The following is a 19,817-nucleotide window of genomic DNA, read 5'->3' on the forward strand; positions in this document are numbered from 1 at the left end:
ATCCGTAAGACCGCCCTGACCGCCGCTGGCCTCGCGTTCACCGGCGGCGCCATCGCCGGCCCCGTCACCGCCGCCTACGCCGCGTCGCAGACCACACCGAGCACCCACACCCAGACCGACCGCAAGAGCGGTGAGCGGGAACTCGGCGTGCGCTACGAGGCACAGCCGAACTTCTACTACTGCGGCCCCGCCGCCACCCGCAACGCCCTGTCCGTGCAGGGTAAGAACATCAACGTCGACGACATGGCCAAGGAGATGGGCACCACCGAGGCCGGCACCAACTCCATCAACGACATCACCCCCGTGCTGAACAAGGAAACCGGCAAACCCAACGCCTACCACTCGGTCGAGATCAGCAGTTCCACCGCTGATGACAAGCAGACCGACAAGCTGCGCACCGACATCATCAAGACCATCGACGACGGCCGCGCCGTGGTCGCCAACATCGCCGGCACCAGCACCGACACCGACGGCGCCGTGCACTCCTTCGAAGGCGGGCACTACATCAGCGTCGTCGGCTACCGCGACAACGGCCAGAGCGTGAAGATCGCCGACTCCGCCAACCCCGACACCGCCTCCTACTGGATCAGCGTCGAGCACCTCGCCGACTGGATCGCCACCCGCGGCTACTCCACCAGCTGACCCACCCACACCAACACGAACACTGAAGGGCCGGACCCCAAGACCAGGGGCCCGGCCCTTCAGCATGCGGTCAGTCGGCGGCGAGGACGGCGAGAATCTGCTCGCCGTACTTGGCGAGTTTGTTCTCGCCGACCCCGCTGACCCGGGACAGCTCAGCGAGGGTGCACGGCGCGTCGCTGGCGATCTGCCGCAGCGTCGCGTCGTGGAAGACCACGTACGCCGGGACGCCCTGCTCCTTGGCCGTGGCCGCCCGCCAGCCGCGCAGCCGCTCGAAGACCGGCGCGGCGGCCGGGGTCAGTTCGGCGACGACGGTGGCCGAGCCGCGTGGCTTCGACGAGCGGCTCGATGCCGGCCTCTCCGGCTCGCGGCGCATCGTGACGGTACGGCGGCGGCCCAGCACGTCGGCGCTCGCGTCGGTCAGGGCGAGGGTGCCGTAGTCGCCCTCGACGGCGAGCAGCCCCTCGGCGAGCAGTTGTCGGACCACGCCTCGCCATTCGGCCTCGCTCAGCTCCGAGCCGATACCGAAGACGGTCAGCGAGTCGTGACCGTACTGGCTGATCTTGTCGGTCTGCTTGCCGAGCAGGATGTCGATGCAGTGCCCGGCGCCGAACCGCTGGTTGCGTTCGCGGTCGAGCCGGAAGACGGTGGAGAGCAGCTTCTGGGCGGCGACCGTGCCGTCCCAGGACTCCGGCGGGGTGAGGCAGGTGTCGCAGTTGCCGCAGGCGGTCGCGGTTGTCTCGCCGAAGTATTCGAGCAGTTGGACCCGGCGGCAGCGCACCGTCTCGCACAGGGCGAGCATCGCGTCCAGGTGGGCGGCGAGGTTGCGCCGATGCGCGAGGTCACCGTCGGACGTTTCGATCATCTTGCGCTGCTGGACCACGTCCTGCAGCCCGTACGCCAGCCAGGCCGTGGACGGCAGCCCGTCACGGCCGGCACGGCCGGTCTCCTGGTAGTAGCCCTCGACCGATTTGGGCAGGTCGAGGTGGGCGACGAATCGGACGTCGGGTTTGTCGATGCCCATGCCGAAGGCGATGGTGGCCACCATGACGAGGCCGTCCTCGCGCAGGAAGCGCTGCTGGTTGGCGGCGCGGGTGGCCGCGTCCAGGCCGGCGTGGTATGGCAGGGCGGCGACCCCGTTGGCGACGAGGAACTCGGCGGTCTTGTCGACCGAGGCGCGGGACAGGCAGTAGATGATCCCGGCGTCGCCGGGGTGCTCGTCGCGCAGCAGGGCCAGCAGTTGCTTGCGTGGCTCCCGCTTGGGCACGATCCGGTACTGGATGTTGGGTCGGTCGAAGCTGGCCACGAAGTGCCGGGCGTCGTCGAGCTTGAGCCGGGTGGCGATCTCGGTGCGGGTGGCGCTCGTCGCGGTGGCGGTCAGCGCGATCCGGGGGACCTGCGGCCAGCGCTCGTGCAGCATCGACAGCGCGAGGTAGTCGGGGCGGAAGTCGTGCCCCCACTGGGACACGCAGTGCGCCTCGTCGATCGCGAACAGGGAGATGCGCCCCCGGTCCAGCAGGGCGAGGGTGGAGCGGACGCCGAGCGCCTCCGGGGCCAGGTAGAGCAGGTCCAACTCGCCGGCGACGAAGGCGGCCTCGACCCGGCGTCGGGCGTCGAGGCTCTGGGTCGAGTTGAGGAAGCCGGCGCGGACGCCGACCGCGGTGAGCGCGTCCACCTGGTCCTGCATGAGCGCGATCAGGGGCGACACGACGACCGCGACGCCGTCGCGGACCAGGGCCGGGATCTGGTAGCACAGCGACTTGCCGCCGCCGGTGGGCATCAGCACCAGCGCGTCGCCACCGGCGACCACGTGGCCGATCACGTCCTGCTGGAAGCCGCGGAAGGCGTCGTAGCCGAACACCCGGCGCAGCACGTCCAGCGCGCCGTCGGTACGCAGGTCGGTGGGGGAAGCCATCCGCGGAGTCTACGAGCCGGCTCCGACATCAGCGTCTGCAGACCGCTCGCAGGCCGGCCACGAGGTCGGCATGGTCGATGGTCCTGCCGACCAGCATCGACTCGATGGTTGGTGGCCGACGGCTCCGGGAACGGCGGCAGTTGGCCGCGAGTACCAGCACGGCGACAACCGAGGGTGCGATGGGGGCCGTTACTGCCCCGTCTCGCCATCCCCGTCACCCCAGCAGAGCCCGCCGATGCCGGCCGCGCTGTGGAAGCCAGGGTGCCCGGTGACGTCCATGCAGACCTCTTTGTCGGGACCGACCCGGCCGCAGAAGACCGGCTCGACGTGGTTCCAGGCGTCGGCCCGGGACAGCAGCGCGGCCCCCGCCGGCATCTCGGGCCGCAGGATCGTCAACCCCTCCGTGTAGACGACGGCCTGGTCGCGGGCCTCCGTCACGTCGGTCGCCAGGTAGGTCAGGTGCAGAGTCCAGCGCCGGGGCATCCGAAAGCCGCCGGCCGCCGGCCCGTTGCGGCCCGACCGCCGCTCGCGCTCCGTCGTGTAGCGGCTGACCAAAGATGTGACGTACGCGGACAGAGCGTTTGGTTCCGCCAGCGCGTGCGCGATGGCGGCCCGGACCCGCTCGGACACGTCGGCCCCGTCGAGTACGGCGCTCAGGTCGTCCTGGAAGCCGTTGCGCTGCTGCGGCTCCCGCTCCCACCGCGACGATCGGTTGTCAGTCACCAGCCCCTGCCTCTCCGTAGCGAGCAATTACCTAGAGACTGGACCACGAGGGAACGAAATGCAACGTCGTCTTTTCTTCCTTCAAGTACTTGATCTGTGGTTGCTCCCAGGCGAGAATCGATTACTCGCAGTGGAGGTGATGTTGGCGATGTCGCAGGTGCCAAGTCCGACGATCAGAGCCCGCCGTCTGCGGCGCGAGTTGCGCCGCCTGCGGGACCGCACCGGACACACCGCCGAGGAGGTGGCCAAGATCCTGGGCTGGCATCGGACCAAGGTCATCCGCTTCGAACTCGGGCACTCCCGGGTGATGCCGAAGGACATGCCTCCGTTGCTCGACCTCTACGACGCCTCCGAAGAGGAGCGGGAGTCGCTGACCGGTTTGCTTCGGCAGTCTCGCCAGAAAGGCTGGTGGAGCGCCTACGGCGACGTGCTGCCGGACGACTACGTCGGCTTCGAGGCAGAGGCCACGTCGATCAGCGCGTTCGAGAGTCTGTACGTTCCCGGCCTGTTGCAGACAGAGGAGTACGTCCGCGCGATCGTCAAGGCCGGACGCAGCACCGCCGACCAGGACGAGACCGATCGCGTAGTGGCGGCGAGGCTCGCGCGAAAAGCTCTGTTGGCCCGTGACGCGCCGCCGTCCTTGTGGGCTGTGTTGGACGAGGCGGTCGTGCGCCGGATGGTTGGTGGCCCGACGGTGATGCGTGCGCAGCTTGCGCGCTTGGTCGAGGCGTGTGAGATGCCCACGGTGGAGATACAGGTCGTGCCGTTCGCGGCAGGAGCGCACGCGGCGATGGGTGGAGCTTTCACGGTGCTGGGCTATGCCGACCCGATGCTTGATCCGCCGGTGGTCTACCTCAGCAACGACACCAGCACGCTGTTGCTGGAGGAGGACCGACAGATGGCCCGCTATAGACTCATGTTCGACCACCTTCGGGCCAAGGCGCTCGACCCTGACCGGTCTGCGGACCTTCTAACGCGGGTTGCTGCCGAGCTCCCGGACTGAGGCCGATTACTTGGAGCGCTAGCGATGACCCTTCCGGATCTGGCACAGGTTGCCTGGCGCAAGAGCAGCCGAAGCGGCGCCAACGATTCGAATTGCGTTGAGGTCGGCGAGGTGTCGAGTGGGCTGGCAGTGCGGGATTCCAAGGATCCGGGCGGGCCGGCGCTTCTCTTCGACCGGGACGCTTGGTTGTCGTTCGTGACCGGTCTGCGGCGCGGCCCGCTCGGCTGACGCCTGCGGCAAGGTGTCGGTCGCCCTGATGCCGGCGGCATCACCTCCATCCGGTTGGATGGCACCCATGGCGGTACGCATCGACATCGACGCACTCCGGGACGCGGCCGGACCTATGGTCTGTGCAGCGGCGGACAAGCTTCAAGCATCTGATCAACCGGTGGTGCCGAGGCCGGCCGGTGGGGGAGTTTCCTACGTGTTCCGTGAGGCCGGGCAGCCTCCGTTCGAAGTCTGGGTGGGTATCACGGCAGACGGTTTCACCGCCGAGTGCGACTGCGCAGCCGCCGAGGAGTTGTGCGCCCACGCCGTGGCCCTCACCGCCACTGCCCTGGACGGCGGCTTCACGTGGTCGTCGGCGGCCACCCCGCCGTCGGCTCTGGCGATCGACCCGAGGGCCGCCGAGTTGGCCGAAGTCGCGAGCAGCATCCCCGCCCGACGCTTGGCGCTGTTGGTCGCCGAGTGGGCAGCCACGGATCGTGTCTTGGAAAACCGGCTGCGCGGGCAGGCTGGCCAACTCACGGCTTTCTCCGCTGCGGAGCTGGCCGGCATCCGTCGGACGATCGACAACCTGGCCCACGAGGCGACCAGCGGCAGCCGTTGGGATCTGCACGATGTGGAGAAGGCCGGTCGGGCGATCGTCGAGGAGATCGAGGTGCTTGCCCAACGGCCGCCGACCCAGGAAGCGCTGTTGTTGGTCGAGCGGGCCGCCCGCACGTGGGACGGCCTCGCCACCTACCTCTACGACGCCTGGGAGACGTACGAGGATGAGCCGGCCGAGATCGGCGGTGCCCTACGGGCGGTCCACGTCCAGCTCTGCGAGCAGGTGCAGCCGGATCCCGACGAGTTGGCCGCCCGACTGGTCGAGATCGTCGAGGCGGCCGACGTCGACTCGTGCCTTGATGAGCCGAACGATTACCTCGCCGTGCTTGGTCAGCAACGGGTCAAGGCGCTTCGGCACCGCCGCTGACGGTCGTCATGATCCGCGTTGCCGGCCGCGGGTGATCGGCGGTTGCCAGGCGGTCAGGTCCGTCTGAGTGCGGTTGAGTTCGTTGAGCTGTGCGTCCAGGAAGGCGCTGTAGGCATCGGCCGGGGATCCGTCCGGCGCACCCGAGCGACGGGTGCGCCGGACGGGCGACGGCCTCAGCCCGGCTGGCTGGACCGGTTGGCCAGGCCGCGCGGCGGTGCCTTCATCCCGACCACGATGTCGACGATCTCGATGTAGCGGGCCTTGTTGCCCATCCGGAACGCGGTGGCCGCCGCGTTGATCTCCTCCAGGGTGTCGGCCTCGACCATGGTGATCTGGTCGTACGTGCCGTTCACCCCGGTGCACACGACGTGGGTGAGCTGCTTGGCGAAGCGGCCCAGATCCCGGGCGTGCTCGGCGGAGACCTCGTGGATGCCCTCCCGGCCCAGGGCGAAGTACTCCGGGTTGATCCGCATGAACAGGAAGCCGATGTACTTGTTCTTGTCCGCCAGATCGTGCATCGCACCCTCCCAGATGTCGGCGTTGACCTGCGGCGATCACGAGGAGCTTATAGATGATTACTGATCGTCATCAAGGGCGGTGACTGTCGGGAGGGCGACCGCCGGCCGGTCCGTCGACGTCCGAGCGGCCACGGGTGCCCGACCTCTCCCGCGCGGCGGGATAGAGTCGCTGATTGACCAATCGCGGCCGATGGCGGCCGCGGCGCCACGGCTTGGGGGTACGGGTGAGCGAGGCGCACACAGTCGGCGACGGGCAGCCGACGGCCGAGTCGGAGACCACTCTGGTGGTGGTCACCGGGGTGTCCGGTGGCGGTCGCAGCACCGTCGCCCGCGCGTTGGAGAACGTCGGCTACTACGTGGTGGACAACCTGCCGCAGGCGCTGATGCTCGACATGGCCGAGTTGGCGTTCAAGGCCGGGGGAGCGGCCCGGCGTACCGCGATGGTGCTCGACGTCCGCTCGCGGGCCTTCTCCACCGACCTGGCCGGGGCGATCCGCGAGCTCAAGGAACGCGGCTTCTCGCCCCGGGTGGTCTTCGTCGACGCCGACGACGAGGTGCTGATCCGACGGTTCGAGAGCGTGCGCCGGTCGCACCCGTTGCAGGGCGACGGGCGGTTGGCCGACGGCATCGCCGTGGAGCGCGGCCTGCTGGAGGAGGCCCGCGACCAGGCCGACGTGATCATCGACACCAGTCACCTGAACGTCAACCAGCTCCGGCGGCGCATCGAGGAGCTGTTCGGCGGCGAGGACGCCCGCCGGCTGCGGGTCACCGTGCTGTCGTTCGGCTTCAAGTACGGCCTGCCGCCCGACGCCGACTTCGTGCTGGACGCCCGCTTCCTGCCCAACCCGTACTGGGTGCCGGAGCTGCGGGAGCACACCGGTCGGGAGGAGGCGGTCAGCGCGTACGTGCTGGGCCAGGAGGGCGCGGACGCCTTCGTCGCCTCGTACGCCGACCTGGTCAACGCCACCACCACCGGGTTCGAGCGGGAGGGCAAGCGGTACCTGACGGTCGCCGTGGGCTGCACCGGCGGCAAGCACCGCAGCGTGGCCATCGCCGAGGAGCTGGCCGGGCGGCTGCGCCAGTCCGGGCTGGCGGCCAACGCCCAGCACCGCGACCTGGGGCGGGAATGACGGCGCGCCGGGTGGTGGCGTTCGGCGGCGGGCACGGGCTGTCCGTGTCGCTGCGCGCGCTGCGCCACTGCGCCCCCGAACTCGACCTGGACATCACCGCCGTGGTGACGGTCGGCGACGACGGCGGTTCCAGCGGTCGGCTGCGCGCCGAGCGGGGCGGCCTGCCCCCGGGCGACCTGCGGCAGGCCCTGGTCGCGCTGGCCGGCGACCATCCGGCCACCCGACGCAGCGCCGGCCTCTTCCAGCACCGCTTCGCGGCCGTGCCGCTCGGCGTACCCCGGTCCGGCGCGAGAGACCCGGCCCCGGCGGCGGCCGACGGCCCGGAGCGGCGCGGTGCCGGCCCGCATGGCAGCGACGGGCTGGCCGGGCACGCGGTGGGCAACCTGGTCCTCTGCGGCCTCATGGAGCTGCTCGGTGACCCGGTGGCGGCGCTGGAGCACGCCGGGGCGATGCTCGGCGCGGTCGGCCGGGTGCTGCCGATGTCCCGCCAGCCGGTCGGTATCGAGGCCCGGGTGCGCGGGGTCGACCCGGCCGCGCCGGACGAGGTGCGTACCGTCCGCGGCCAGCACCAGGTGGCGGTCACGACCGGGCACGTCGAGTCGCTGCGGCTCACCCCGGCCGCCCCGGCGGCCTGCGCCGAGGCGCTCGCCGCGATCGGCTCGGCGGACTGGTTGATCTTCGGGCCGGGGAGTTGGTACACCAGCGTGCTGCCGCATCTGCTGGTGCCGCAGCTGGCCGACGCGATCGTGTCCAGCCCGGCCCGGCGGCTGGTCACGCTGAACCTCGCCGCGGAGAAGGAGACCCTCGGGCTCTCCGTCGCCGATCATCTCGCGGCGCTGCGCTGGTACCTTCCCGAGCTCAAGGTGGATCTCGTGCTGGCCGACGCCAAGGCGGTGGGTGACCCCGAACCGGTCGAACGTGCGGCAGAATCGCTGGGTGCCCGCCTGGTCCTCGCCCCCGTCGCCGTCCTCGACGGCACTCCCCGCCATGATCCGGCTGCCCTGGGCGCCGCGCTGGTGCCTGTCCTGGGCGCCGATCGTTAGACACGTACGTAATCTCCGGCGACACGCCGGAACCGGTCCGTGAGGGGACGCACAATGGCGATGACGGCTGCGGTCAAGGACGAGCTGAGTCGGGTCGACGTGCCCAAGCCCTGCTGTCGGCGGGCGGAGATGGCTGCGCTGCTGCGCTTCGCCGGTGGGCTGCACATCGTCTCCGGCCGCGTGGTGGTGGAGGCTGAACTGGACACCGGCGCGGTGGCCCGGCGGCTTCGGCGGGAGATTGCCGAGGTCTACGGCTATCCCAGCGAGATCCACGTGCTGGCCTCCGGTGGGCTGCGCAAGGGCAGCCACTTCATCGTCCGGGTGGTCAAGGACGGCGAGGCCCTCGCCCGGCAGACCGGCCTGCTGGACGTGCGTGGCCGCCCCGTGCGCGGGCTGCCCCCGCACGTCGTGGCGGCGAACGTCTGCTGCGCGGTGTCCGCGTGGCGCGGCGCGTTCATGGCGCACGGTTCGCTCACCGAGCCCGGCCGCTCCAGCGCCCTGGAGATCACCTGCCCGGGGCCGGAGTCGGCGCTCGCGCTGGTCGGCGCGGCCCGCCGGATCGGCATCACCGCGAAGAACCGTGAGGTACGCGGGGTCGACCGGGTCGTGGTCAAGGACGGCGACGCCATCGCCGCGCTGCTCACCCGCATCGGCGCGCACTCCAGCGTGCTGGCGTGGGAGGAACGGCGGGTCCGCCGCGAGGTGCGGGCCACCGCCAACCGGCTGGCCAACTTCGACGACGCGAACCTGCGCCGCTCGGCGCGTGCCGCGGTGGCCGCCGCCGCCCGGGTGACCCGTGCGCTGGAGATCCTGGCCGACGAGGCACCCAACCACCTGACCGACGCCGGTCGACTGCGCCTGGAGCACCGACAGGCGTCGCTGGAGGAGTTGGGAGCGCTCGCGGAGCCGCCGCTGACCAAGGACGCCATCGCCGGGCGGATCCGCCGGCTGCTCGCGCTGGCCGACAAGCGGGCCCGGGACCTGGGCATCCCGGATACCGAAGCAGCCGTCACGCCCGACATGCTCGTGGTCTGATAGGACGGTGGGGCCGCACGGTGCGCCCGGGAGCACGACCCGGCGCAGCGTGGTCTCGCACGCTCGGATAAGGTCGCTGCGTACGGCAAGGGGGCCGACACCGGCACTTCTCGTCGTGCCCACCGCCTCGGGCGGTCAGGTCCTCAGACCGCGCGGCGGGGTGGCCGAGATGAACCGTCGACGGCCGGCTCCAACGGTCGGCGCACACCATTCCCGCCGGCCCGTTGTCATGAAGCCGGCGGACCAGAACGCGAGGAGATGGGACCTGTGACCATCCGGGTTGGCATCAACGGCTTCGGCCGGATCGGCCGTAACTTCTTCCGGGCAGTGCTGGCGTCCGACGCCGACATCGAGGTCGTGGCGGTGAACGACCTGACCGACAACGCCACGCTCGCCCACCTGCTCAAGTACGACAGCATCCTGGGTCGCCTGCCGTACGAGGTGAAGGCCACCGCCGACGAGATCACCGTCGGCGGCAAGACCATCAAGGCGTACGCGGAGAAGGACCCGGCGGCGCTGCCGTGGGGCGAGGTCGGCGCCGACGTCGTCATCGAGTCGACCGGCTTCTTCACCGACGCCACCAAGGCCAAGGCGCACGTCGACGGCGGCGCCAAGAAGGTCATCATCTCCGCTCCGGCGAAGAACGAGGACGTCACGGTCGTCATGGGTGTCAACCACGACACCTACGACCCGGCGAAGCACACCATCATCTCCAACGCCTCGTGCACCACCAACTGCCTCGCGCCGATGGCGAAGGTTCTGCACGACACGTTCGGCATCCAGCACGGTCTGATGACGACGATCCACGCGTACACCCAGGACCAGAACCTGCAGGACGCCCCGCACTCGGATCTGCGTCGGGCCCGGGCCGCCGCGCTGAACATCGTGCCGACCTCGACCGGTGCGGCCAAGGCCATCGGCCTGGTGCTGCCGGACCTGAAGGGCAAGCTCGACGGGTACGCCCTGCGGGTGCCGATCCCGACCGGCTCGGTCACCGACCTCACCGTCAACGTGGGCCGCGAGACCACCGTGGACGAGGTCAACGCCGCGCTGAAGGCCGCCGCGGACGGCCCGCTCAAGGGCATCCTGGTCTACAACGAGGACCCGATCGTCTCCACCGACATCGTCACCGACCCGGCGTCGTGCATCTTCGACGCGCCGCTGACCAAGGTCGTCGGCAACCAGGTTAAGGTCGTCGGCTGGTACGACAACGAGTGGGGCTACTCCAACCGCCTCGTCGACCTCGTCAAGCTGGTCGGTTCGTCGCTGTGAGCATCCGTACCCTCGACGACCTGCTCGCCGAGGGGGTGTCGGGTCGGCGCGTGCTGGTGCGCGCCGACCTGAACGTCCCGCTCGACAAGCAGACCGGTGCCATCGACGATCATAACTCAGCCTCCGCGCCGCAAGGCGGCACTCCGGACGGAGTGAGGATCGCGGACGACGGCCGGATCCGCGCCGTGCTGCCGACGCTCGGCGCGCTGGTCGAGGCCGGCGCGAAGGTGGTCGTCTGCTCGCACCTGGGTCGCCCGAAGGGCGCTCCGGACCCGCAGTTCAGCCTGAGCCCGGTCGCCGGGCGGCTCGGTGAGCTGCTCGGCGCGCCGGTGCACTTCGCCACCGACACCGTCGGCGACTCGGCTCGTTCCACCGTCGTCGGCCTGGCCGACGGCCAGGTCGCCCTCCTGGAGAACCTGCGTTTCAACGCCGGTGAGACCAGCAAGGACGAGGCCGAGCGGGGTGCGTTCGCCGACCAGCTCGCGGCGTTCGGCGACGCGTACGTCGACGACGCGTTCGGCGCCGTGCACCGCAAGCACGCCAGCGTGTACGACGTTCCGGCCCGGCTGCCGCACGTGGCGGGTCGGCTGGTGCTGCGCGAGGTCGAGGTGCTCTCCAAGCTCACCGGCAGCCCCGAGCGGCCGTACGTGGTGGTGCTCGGTGGTTCCAAAGTCTCCGACAAGCTGGCCGTGATCGAGGCGCTGCTGCCCACGGTCGACCGGCTGCTCATCGGTGGCGGGATGTGCTTCACCTTCCTCAAGGCCCAGGGCCTGGAGGTGGGCACGTCGCTGCTGGAGAAGGACATGGTGGAGACCTGCCGTAACCTGCTGGAGCGGGCCGACGGCAAGATCCTGCTCCCGGTCGACGTGGTGGTCGCGGACGCGTTCGCCCCGGACGCCGCGCACGACACGGTCCGCGTCGACGGCATCCCGAGTCACCGGCTGGGTCTGGACATCGGCCCGGAGACGGTGGCCGGCTTCGCCGCCGCGCTGTCCCAGGCGAAGACGATCTTCTGGAACGGGCCGATGGGCGTGTTCGAGATGGCCGCGTTCGCGGCCGGCACCCGGGGCATCGCCGAGGCGATCACCAAGGCCGACGCGTTCAGCGTCGTCGGTGGCGGCGACTCGGCAGCCGCGGTCCGTGCGTTGCGGCTGGACGAGACTGATTTCAATCACATCTCCACCGGCGGCGGCGCCTCCCTGGAATACCTCGAGGGCAAGACCCTCCCCGGCATCGCGGCCCTGGAGAACTGAATGGCGAGCACCACCCGCCGGCCGTTGATGGCCGGCAACTGGAAGATGAACCTCAACCACCTCGAGGCCAACCTGCTGGTGCAGAAGCTGGCCGCGAGCCTCACCGAGAAGCAGCTCACCGAGGTCGAGACGGTCGTGCTGCCGCCCTTCACGGACCTGCGGACGGTGCAGACCGCGGTGGACGGCGACAAGCTGCTGATCGGCTACGGCGGGCAGGACCTGTCCCCGCACGCCTCGGGCGCGTACACCGGTGACATCTCCGGTGCGATGCTGGCCAAGCTCGGCTGCACGTACGTCGTGGTCGGGCACTCCGAGCGGCGGGCCTACCACCACGAGGACGACGGCGTGGTCAACGCCAAGGTGAAGGCGGCGCTGACGCACGGCCTGACCCCGATCCTCTGCGTGGGCGAGGGGCTGGACGTACGCGAGCAGGGCACCCATGTGGCGCACTGTGCCGACCAGCTCGACGGTGGCCTCGCCGGGCTCACCGCCGAGCAGGTGCGGCAGGTCGTGATCGCGTACGAGCCGGTCTGGGCGATCGGCACCGGCAAGACCGCGACGCCGGAGGACGCCCAGGAGGTCTGCGGTGCGATCCGCCAGCGGTTGGCGGAGCGTTTCGACCAGGAGACCGCCGATGCGGTCCGGGTCCTCTACGGTGGGTCGGTCAAGGCGTCCAACGTCGCCTCGATCATGGCCCAGCCGGACGTGGACGGGGGCCTCGTGGGGGGCGCCAGCCTGGACGCGGAGGAATTCGCGCAGATCTGCCGGTTCCCCGAGCACATCGCCCGCTGATCGCTCGCTATCCTTGACACCGCCCGTCCACCGGCCGGTGCCACCGTGCCCGACCTGTCCGGGCGAGGATCGCTACGAGAGGACTGCCCCCAGCCATGCCGATCTGGTTCGCGTACACGTTGATCGTGTTGCTGGTCATCACGAGCGTTCTGCTCACCCTGCTCATCCTGCTGCACCGCGGTAAGGGCGGCGGGTTGTCGAGCATGTTCGGCGGTGGTGTCAGCTCCAGCCTCGCCGGCTCCTCGGTGGCGGAGAAGAACCTGGATCGTTACACCGTTCTGGTGGGCGTCGTCTGGTTCGCCGCCATCGTCGGTCTCGGGCTCTGGCTCCGCCTCCAGATGAACAGCGGCGCCTGAGCAGGCCAGTCAAGTCGTACAATCTGCGCGCGGTCCGTCACTCGACGGGCCGCGCGCAGGCTTTTCCCCGCTGCACCGCGTCGCCCGCCGCCCACCCACGAAGACGGCGGGTCCCCTCCGACGACAGGAGCAAGCAGCCGTGCCGAGTGGCAACGTTATCCGCGGCGTCCGGGTCGGGTCGGCGCCCGTCCGCCCGGACGAGCGGCACCAACCCGCACCCCGTCAGGACGTCACCTACTGGTGTCGCAACGACCATCGGATCACCATCCGTATCGCCGCGGACGTCGCGGCGCCGCCACTGTGGGACTGCCCCCGCTGCGGGCTGCCCGCCGGGCAGGATGAACACAACCCGCCCGGCCGGGTCCGCGCCGAACCGTACAAGAGCCATCTGGCGTACGTGAAGGAGCGGCGCACCGCCGAAGAGGGGGAGGCGCTGCTGAACGAGGCGTTGGCCGCGCTACGCCGCCGCAGGGGCGAGTAGCGCGGGGACGTGTCCCGCCCTAACGCAGGCTGCGCAGACGGGCGGGCACGTCGGCCGCCGCGGCCCGGTCCAACAGCCAGCGGGTACGGTCCACGCCGTGCACCCCGGCCGCCGGCAGCTGCACCGGCCCGGCACCGGCCAGCGCCATACCCACCGCCCGGGACTTGTCCGCGCCGCCGGCGACCAACCAGACCTCCTCGGCGGTGTTGATCGTCGCGAGGGTGAGGGTCGTGCGCACCGGCGGGGGCTTCGGGCTGCCCCGCACCGCGCTGACCGGCCGGGTGTCGTAGTGCACCGGGTGCCCCGGGAACACCGACGCGACGTGCCCGTCCTCCCCGACGCCCAGCATCAGCACGTCGAAGTGCGGCAGCGCGGCGTGCCCCGGCCGTGCGGAACGCGCCAACTCCTCGGCGTACGCGGCGGCGGCCGCCTCGGGGTCGTTGCCGGCCGGGCCGTCGGAGGCCGGCATCGGGTGTACCCGGGCCGGGTCCAGCGGCACGACGTCCAGCAGGGCGGCCCGCGCCTGGGTCTCGTTGCGCTCCGGGTCGCCGGCGGGCAGGAAGCGCTCGTCGCCCCACCACACGTCGACGCGGGACCAGTCCACCGCGTCACGGGCCGGCAGCGTCGCCACCGCCCGGTACACGGCCGCGGCGATCCGGCCACCGGTGAGCACCACCGAGGCCTCACCCCGGTCTGCCTGCGCGTCGAGCAGCTTCACCAGCAGCCGGGCCGCCACGGCCTGCGCCAGCAGGTCGGCGTCGGCGTGGACGGCGACACTCGCCTCACTCATGGGTTGTGCCTTCCCGACCGCTGAGCGGTCGCTGTCGCGTGCCGGGCGGTACGCCCGGAGGTGGTGGGCGGGGCAGGTGCCCCGAGGGTGCCGGGGCAGGGCCCGGGATCGCCCCGGCCCTGCCCCGACGTCGTGCCCCGGATCGGGCTCAGCTCTCGCCGCTCGTACCGGAGTGCGCGGTGACCCCGGCCTCGGCGCGGCGCGCGGTGGCCGGATCCTTCCAGACGTGCACCCGCTGCGGGGGACGCTGCTCCAGGCCGCGCAGCCCAACGGTCGCGCCCAGCGCCTCCGCGTACACCTGGTCGGCGTCGAGACGGCGCAGCTCCTCGGCCAGCTCGTCACCGAGCGGTCGACGGACCAGCGGCAGGGTCCGGTCGTCCTGACCGGTACGCCGGAACACCGCGAGGCTGTCCTCGCGGGTCAACGTCAGCTGGTCGCCGTTGGCGCAGGTCAACTGCACCTCCCGCATCCGGGGGAACTCGTTGGTGTCCACCCGTCGCGGGGTGATGCCGAGCCGGCTGGCCAGCCAGCCGACCATCAGCGTCGCCGTCGGGTCGCTGGGCGGCGCGACGACGGTCGCCTCGGTGACCTTCGCCTCGGTGGTGTCGAACGCCCCCGCGACGAGGGTCCGCCACGGGGTGATCCGGGTCCACGCCAGGTCGGTGTCACCCGGGGCGTAGTCCCGGGCCCGCTGCCGCAGCGCCTCCACCGGGTCGGCGGCCTGCGCCGAGTCGGTGATCCTCCGGTCGGCGACCACACCGAGGAAGTCGGTGGCGATCTCCGCCGGCGGTTCGCCGTGCCACCAGGTGACCACCGGCACGTCCGGAACGAGCAGCGGCATCACCACCGACTCGGCGTGCAGCGCCAGTCGCCCGTACATCCGGGTGACGACCGCCTCGCACGGACCGAGCCGGCCACCGACCACGATCTCCGCGTCCAGCCGGTTGCGTTCCCGTTCGATGTCGGAGCGGACCACCACCACCAGCCGGCACGGGTGGGCGGCGGCGGCGATGGTCGCCGCCGCCTCGGCCTCGCGGACCCGCCGCTCGTCCACCACCACGATGAGGGTGAGCGCCATGCCGCTGGCCACCCCACCGGCGCTGCGCCGCTCGGCGGCGAGCGCCTTGACCACCTCGTTGCCGGTGGTGTCCCACAGCCCGATCATGCTCTTCTCCAAGCGCGACCCTCGCGGGCCAGCATCTCGTCGGCCGCGCGCGGCCCCCACTCGCCGGCGCGGTACGGCTCGGGTGTGGTGCCCTCCCAGGCGTGCTCCAGCGGGTCGATCACCTGCCAGCTCTGCTCGACCTCGGACGCGTCGGGGAACAGGGTGCGGTCACCGATCAGCACGTCCAGCACCAGACGCTCGTACGCCTCCGGGCTGGACTCGGTGAACGCCTCGCCGTACTGGAAGTCCATCGCGATGTCGCGGACCTCCATCGTGGTGCCCGGCACCTTCGAGCCGAACTTGAGCACCACGCCCTCGTCCGGCTGCACCCGGATGACCAACTGGTTGTTGCCCAACGACTCCATGTCGGCGTCGTTGAACGGCAGGTGCGGCGCCTTCTTGAACATGATGGCGACCTCGGTGACCCGCCGGGGCAGCCGCTTGCCGGCCCGGATGTAGAACGGCACCTCGGCCCAGCGGCGGTTCTGGATGCCCAGCCGCACCGCCACGTACGTCTCCGTGGTGGAGTCGGCGGGCACGTCCCGCTCTTCCAGGTAGCCGACCGCGCGTTCACCGCCCACCCAGCCGGGCAGGTACTGGCCGCGGACGGTGTCGCGGGCCACGTCCTTCGGCAGGGTGATGGCCTTGAGCACCTTCAGCTTCTCGGCCCGGATCTCGTCGGCGTCGAAGCTGGTCGGCTCCTCCATCGCCACCAGGGCGAGGAGCTGGAGGAGGTGGTTCTGCAGGACGTCGCGGGCCGTGCCGACGGTGTCGTAGAAGCCGGCGCGGGTGCCGATGCCGACGTCCTCGGCCATGGTGATCTGCACCGAGTCGACGTACTTGGAGTTCCACAGCGGCTCGAACAGGTTGTTGGCGAACCGCAGGGCCAGGATGTTCTGGACCGTCTCCTTGCCCAGGTAGTGGTCGATGCGGAAGACGTCCTCCCGCGTGAACACGTCGTCGACGAGGTCGTTGAGCGCCTTCGCCGAGGGCAGGTCGTTGCCGAACGGCTTCTCCACCACGACCCGGCGCCAACCGCCGGACTTCTCGTTGTCGGCCATCCCGGTGCGGGCCAGCTGCTTGAGCACGACGGGGAACGCGGCCGGGGGGATGGAGAAGTAGAACGCCGCGTTGCCGGGGATGCCGTGGGTCTGGCGAAGGTCGTCCAGCGTCGAGGCGAGCTGGTCGAAGGCGGCGTCGTCGTCGAACGAGCCGCCCACGAACTTGATGTTGCCGGCCAGGCGCGCCCACACCTCGTCCCGCCACGGGGTACGCGCGTGCTTGCGGGCCGCCTCGCAGGCCAGTGTCTCGAAGTCGCCGTCACCCCAGTCGCGGCGCGCGAAACCGAGCACCACGAAACCGGGTGGCAGCAGCCCCCGGTTGGCCAGGTCGTAGACCGCGGGGAGCAGCTTCTTGCGGGCCAGGTCCCCGGTCACCCCGAAGATCACCAGAGCGCAGGGCTCCGGGATCCGGGGCAACCGGCGGTCCTGCGGGTCGCGTAGCGGGTTCGTCGAGCCACCGTCGGTTCGCGACTGCGGGGCTCGCAACCCCGGCTCACTCCTCGCGCTCACCGAGCCACCGTCGGTTCGCGACTGCGGGGCTCGCAACCCCGGCTCACTCCTCGCGCTCACGGTGCCCCCTCGCTTCCGCTTCTGTCACATCGTCCATCCTCACGCCCGCAGCTCACCGGCCGCGTCGAGCAGTTGGGCGACGCCGGCGGCCCGGTCGGTCAGGTGCAGTCGCAGCACCGGCCGCTCACGACCCGCCAGGGCCTGCCGGTCGCCGGCGGCCTGCGCCGCCTGCAACTCACCGAAGGTGTACGGCTTGCCCGGCACGTCCAGGTCCTCGGCGACCGCGCCGGTCACCTGCAGGTAGCTGCCGACCTGCGGGCCGCCCTTGTGGTACTGGCCGGTCGAGTGCAGGAACCGCGGCCCCCAACCGTAGGTGACCGGTCGTCCGGCCGCCTCGGCCAGCAGCGGCCGCAGCCGGGCCGCGTCGGCGTCGGCGAACCGGTCGAGGTACGCCATGACCGCCAGGTAGCCGTCGTCGCCCAGCCCGTCGAGCAGCCACCGCAGCACGCCGGCCAGGTCACCCGGGGCGCCCTGCGGCGCGTACACCTCGATCGCGCCCTCGGTGAACGACGGCGTCTCCGCCGGCAGACCCGAGGCGAGGATCTTGTTGGTGTTCTCCTTGGACTCGGTGACGTTCGGCTGGTTGAACGGGTCGATGCCGAGCACCACGCCGGCCACCGCGGTCGCGTACTCCCAGGCGAGGAACTGCGCGCCGAGCGGGCCGTTGACCGCCACGTCCGGGTCGGTGCCGCCGCCCGGCACGTCGCCGGGGGCCAGCGCGCCGCCGTAGGTGACGGTCAGCACGTCGGAACCGGTCGCGCCGGGGCTCTGCGGGGACTCCACCACCACCGGCAGGATGCCCACGCCGGCCTTGCCGGTCGACTCGGCGATCAGCTGCTCGGCCCAGTCGCCGAGCCCGTCGATGCCGGTGCCGTCGGAGATCAGCGCGACCTTGTCCCGGGCCAGCGTGGCGGCGGCGCCCAGCGCGGCGCCCAGCGCCAGCGCCGGATTGTCCCGGTCCTCGCCGAGTGACGCGGCCAGCGCGTCGGCCTGGTCGATCAGCTCACCGACGTTGACGCCGGCCAGCGCCGACGGCACCAGCCCGAACGCGGTCAGCGCCGAGTACCGGCCGCCGACGTTCGGGTCGGCGAGCACGGTGAACGCGCCCATCTCGGTCGCGGTGGCCTCCAGCGGCGAGCCCGGGTCGGTGACGATGACGAAGTGCCGGCCGGCCTCCGCCTCGGTCATGCCGGCGTCCAGGAACGCCTGCCAGTAGGCGCGTCGGTGGCTGTCGGTCTCCACCGTCGAGCCGGACTTGCTGGCCACCACCACGACGGTGCGCTCCAGCCGGTCACCCAGGGCCGCGCGGACCTGCCCGGGGTCGGTGGTGTCCAGCACGGTCAGCGGCCGGCCCAGGGTCCGGGTGATCACCTCGGGGGCGAGCGACGAGCCGCCCATGCCGGCGAGGACCACGTGGTCCAGGTCGGCCAGCTCCGCGGTCAGCTCGGCGAGCTGCACCAGCAGCTCCCGGCTGCGCCGGTGGGTGTCCACCCAGCCGAGCCGGATCTTCGCCTCGGCCTCGGCGTCCGGACCCCACAGGCTCGGGTCCTTGGCGGCCAGCTTGCCCGGGACGCCGGCCTTGACCAGCGCGTCCCGGGTGGAGGCCGGCGCGGACTTGTCGACCGCGTCCGCGCCGTAGACGGCGAGCCCGGCAGCGGCCTCGGCCGGCTGCGCGAGTAGATCGCTCATGCGTTACCACCGGCCTTCTCGGCGGCCTTCGCGTTGCCCTTGGCCGCCTTGTTCGGCGAGCCCTTGCCGCTGGCCGCCGCCTCCAACGACTTACGGACGCCCTCGAGCAGCTCCTGCCAGCTGGCCTCGAACTTCTCCACACCCTCGCGCTCCAGGGTGGCGATCACGTCGTCCATGTCCACCCCGACCGACTCCAGGTCCGCGAAGACCTTGCGGGCCGCGTCGTACGCGCCGGTGATGGTGTCGCCGCGGGTCTCGCCGTGATCGGCGTACGCGTGGATGACCGACTCCGGCATGGTGTTGACGGTGCCGGGGGCGATCAGCTCCTCGACGTAGATGACGTCGCGGTAGTCCGGGTTCTTCGTCGAGGTCGACGCCCACAGCGGCCGCTGCGGGTGCGCGCCGGCGGCGGCGAGTGCCTTCCAGCGGTCCGAGGAGAACACCTCGGTGTAGCGCTCGTACGCCAGCTGGGCGTTGGCGATGGCGGCCTTGCCCTTCAGCGACTTGGCCTGCTCGGACCCGATCTTCTCGAGCCGCTTGTCGACCTCCGAGTCGACGCGGGAGACGAAGAACGACGCCACCGAGCCGATCTTCGACAGGTCGTGACCGTTGGCCTTGGCCTGCTCCAGGCCGGCGATGAACGCCTCCATCACGGCCGAGTAGCGGTCCAGACCGAAGATCAGCGTCACGTTGACGCTGATCCCCTCGGCGAGGGTGTCGGTGATCGCCGACAGGCCCTCCTCGGTGGCCGGGATCTTGATGAAGAGGTTGGGGCGGTCGACCAGCCACCACAGGGCCTTGGCCTCGGCCACGGTCTTGTCGCTGTCGTGTGCCACCCGCGGGTCCACCTCGATGGAGACCCGGCCGTCGACGCCCTCGCTGCCGTCGTACGACGGGCGCATCACGTCGCAGGCCCACCGCACGTCGTACGTGGTGAGCATCCGTACGGCCTCTTCCACGTCCACGCCACGGGTGGCGAGGTCGTGCAGCTGCCAGTTGTACTCGTCGGCGTCGCTGAGCGCCTTCGCGAAGATCGTCGGGTTGGTGGTGACCCCGGCCACGTGCTTCTCGCGGCGGAGCTGGTCCAGCCCACCGGAGCTCAAACGCACCCGGGAAAGATCGTCGAGCCAGACCGCCACACCCGCGGCGGTGAGCTCATTCAACTTGTCGGTCATGCCGTCCACGCT

The 19,817-nt window shown here is 71.0% G+C and carries 20 protein-coding genes; 12 read left to right on the forward strand and 8 right to left on the reverse strand.

What is annotated here, in order from left to right:
* The coding region (locus AB0H52_RS27455) for a C39 family peptidase (RefSeq protein WP_357951085.1) at positions 1-642 on the forward strand (642 nt) is incomplete at its 5' end.
* A 70-nt stretch (positions 643-712) separates the two neighbouring features.
* Here AB0H52_RS27455 and recQ read toward each other — a convergent pair.
* Positions 713-2,554 carry a DNA helicase RecQ gene (gene recQ, locus AB0H52_RS27460; RefSeq protein ID WP_357951088.1) on the reverse strand — a complete coding sequence of 614 codons (1,842 nt, stop codon included), beginning with the start codon at positions 2,552-2,554 and terminating at the stop codon, positions 713-715.
* A gap of 189 nt (positions 2,555-2,743) precedes the next feature.
* Entirely contained in the window at positions 2,744-3,277 is a 534-nt protein-coding gene (locus AB0H52_RS27465) for a hypothetical protein (protein ID WP_151489633.1), read from the reverse strand.
* Between the two features lie 148 nt (positions 3,278-3,425).
* Between AB0H52_RS27465 and AB0H52_RS27470 the strand changes: the two genes are divergently transcribed.
* From AB0H52_RS27470 to AB0H52_RS27480, 3 genes are all read left to right on the forward strand, one after another.
* Positions 3,426-4,280 (forward strand): DUF5753 domain-containing protein, encoded by an 855-nt coding sequence (locus AB0H52_RS27470; protein WP_151489659.1) that lies wholly within the window; start codon positions 3,426-3,428, stop codon positions 4,278-4,280.
* A gap of 24 nt (positions 4,281-4,304) precedes the next feature.
* On the forward strand, positions 4,305-4,508 hold the full coding sequence (locus AB0H52_RS27475; protein WP_151489634.1) for a DUF397 domain-containing protein: 204 nt from the start codon (positions 4,305-4,307) through the stop codon (positions 4,506-4,508).
* 235 nt (positions 4,509-4,743) lie between these two features.
* A complete protein-coding gene (locus tag AB0H52_RS27480) occupies positions 4,744-5,475 on the forward strand; it encodes a hypothetical protein (RefSeq protein ID WP_151489635.1) in 732 nt (243 codons plus the stop codon).
* 173 nt (positions 5,476-5,648) lie between these two features.
* Here AB0H52_RS27480 and AB0H52_RS27485 read toward each other — a convergent pair whose 3' ends face one another.
* On the reverse strand, positions 5,649-5,993 hold the full coding sequence (locus tag AB0H52_RS27485; RefSeq protein WP_151489636.1) for a hypothetical protein: 345 nt from the start codon (positions 5,991-5,993) through the stop codon (positions 5,649-5,651).
* 224 nt (positions 5,994-6,217) lie between these two features.
* On the opposite strand from AB0H52_RS27485, the gene rapZ reads away from it, so the two are divergent.
* From rapZ to AB0H52_RS27525, 8 genes are all read left to right on the forward strand, one after another.
* On the forward strand, positions 6,218-7,123 hold the full coding sequence (gene rapZ, locus AB0H52_RS27490) for an RNase adapter RapZ (RefSeq protein WP_151489637.1): 906 nt from the start codon (positions 6,218-6,220) through the stop codon (positions 7,121-7,123).
* Positions 7,120-8,166 (forward strand): 2-phospho-L-lactate transferase CofD family protein, encoded by a 1,047-nt coding sequence (locus tag AB0H52_RS27495; RefSeq protein WP_357951093.1) that lies wholly within the window; start codon positions 7,120-7,122, stop codon positions 8,164-8,166. The genes rapZ and AB0H52_RS27495 overlap by 4 nt, the downstream gene beginning before the upstream one ends.
* A gap of 54 nt (positions 8,167-8,220) precedes the next feature.
* Positions 8,221-9,201: a DNA-binding protein WhiA gene (whiA, locus tag AB0H52_RS27500; RefSeq protein ID WP_074312802.1), complete on the forward strand. Its 981-nt coding sequence runs from the start codon at positions 8,221-8,223 to the stop codon at positions 9,199-9,201.
* Between the two features lie 267 nt (positions 9,202-9,468).
* Positions 9,469-10,473: a type I glyceraldehyde-3-phosphate dehydrogenase gene (gap, locus tag AB0H52_RS27505; RefSeq protein ID WP_151489639.1), complete on the forward strand. Its 1,005-nt coding sequence runs from the start codon at positions 9,469-9,471 to the stop codon at positions 10,471-10,473.
* On the forward strand, positions 10,470-11,726 hold the full coding sequence (locus AB0H52_RS27510; RefSeq protein WP_357951097.1) for a phosphoglycerate kinase: 1,257 nt from the start codon (positions 10,470-10,472) through the stop codon (positions 11,724-11,726). The genes gap and AB0H52_RS27510 overlap by 4 nt, the downstream gene beginning before the upstream one ends.
* On the forward strand, positions 11,727-12,518 hold the full coding sequence (gene tpiA / locus AB0H52_RS27515) for a triose-phosphate isomerase (RefSeq protein WP_151489641.1): 792 nt from the start codon (positions 11,727-11,729) through the stop codon (positions 12,516-12,518).
* A gap of 95 nt (positions 12,519-12,613) precedes the next feature.
* A complete protein-coding gene (gene secG / locus AB0H52_RS27520) occupies positions 12,614-12,874 on the forward strand; it encodes a preprotein translocase subunit SecG (RefSeq protein ID WP_109819549.1) in 261 nt (86 codons plus the stop codon).
* A gap of 139 nt (positions 12,875-13,013) precedes the next feature.
* A complete protein-coding gene (locus AB0H52_RS27525; protein ID WP_357951101.1) occupies positions 13,014-13,355 on the forward strand; it encodes an RNA polymerase-binding protein RbpA in 342 nt (113 codons plus the stop codon).
* A gap of 19 nt (positions 13,356-13,374) precedes the next feature.
* Here the strand turns inward: AB0H52_RS27525 and pgl are convergent, their stop codons facing one another.
* The 5 genes from pgl to tal form a co-directional block, all read right to left on the reverse strand.
* Entirely contained in the window at positions 13,375-14,145 is a 771-nt protein-coding gene (pgl, locus tag AB0H52_RS27530; protein WP_151489643.1) for a 6-phosphogluconolactonase, read from the reverse strand.
* A gap of 148 nt (positions 14,146-14,293) precedes the next feature.
* Positions 14,294-15,310, reverse strand: coding sequence for a glucose-6-phosphate dehydrogenase assembly protein OpcA (locus tag AB0H52_RS27535; protein WP_151489644.1), 1,017 nt, complete (start codon positions 15,308-15,310; stop codon positions 14,294-14,296).
* Complete coding sequence (gene zwf, locus AB0H52_RS27540) at positions 15,307-16,857, reverse strand: glucose-6-phosphate dehydrogenase (protein ID WP_151489660.1); 1,551 nt, start codon at positions 16,855-16,857, stop codon at positions 15,307-15,309. Before zwf ends, AB0H52_RS27535 begins: the two co-directional genes overlap by 4 nt.
* Positions 16,858-16,980: 123 nt before the next feature.
* Positions 16,981-18,630 carry a glucose-6-phosphate isomerase gene (locus AB0H52_RS27545; protein ID WP_278121900.1) on the reverse strand — a complete coding sequence of 550 codons (1,650 nt, stop codon included), beginning with the start codon at positions 18,628-18,630 and terminating at the stop codon, positions 16,981-16,983.
* Complete coding sequence (tal, locus tag AB0H52_RS27550) at positions 18,627-19,805, reverse strand: transaldolase (protein WP_278121901.1); 1,179 nt, start codon at positions 19,803-19,805, stop codon at positions 18,627-18,629. Before tal ends, AB0H52_RS27545 begins: the two co-directional genes overlap by 4 nt.
* Positions 19,806-19,817 lie beyond the last annotated feature (12 nt).

This window comes from Micromonospora sp. NPDC050695 (genome assembly GCF_040654415.1).
Taxonomy (GTDB): domain Bacteria; phylum Actinomycetota; class Actinomycetes; order Mycobacteriales; family Micromonosporaceae; genus Micromonospora.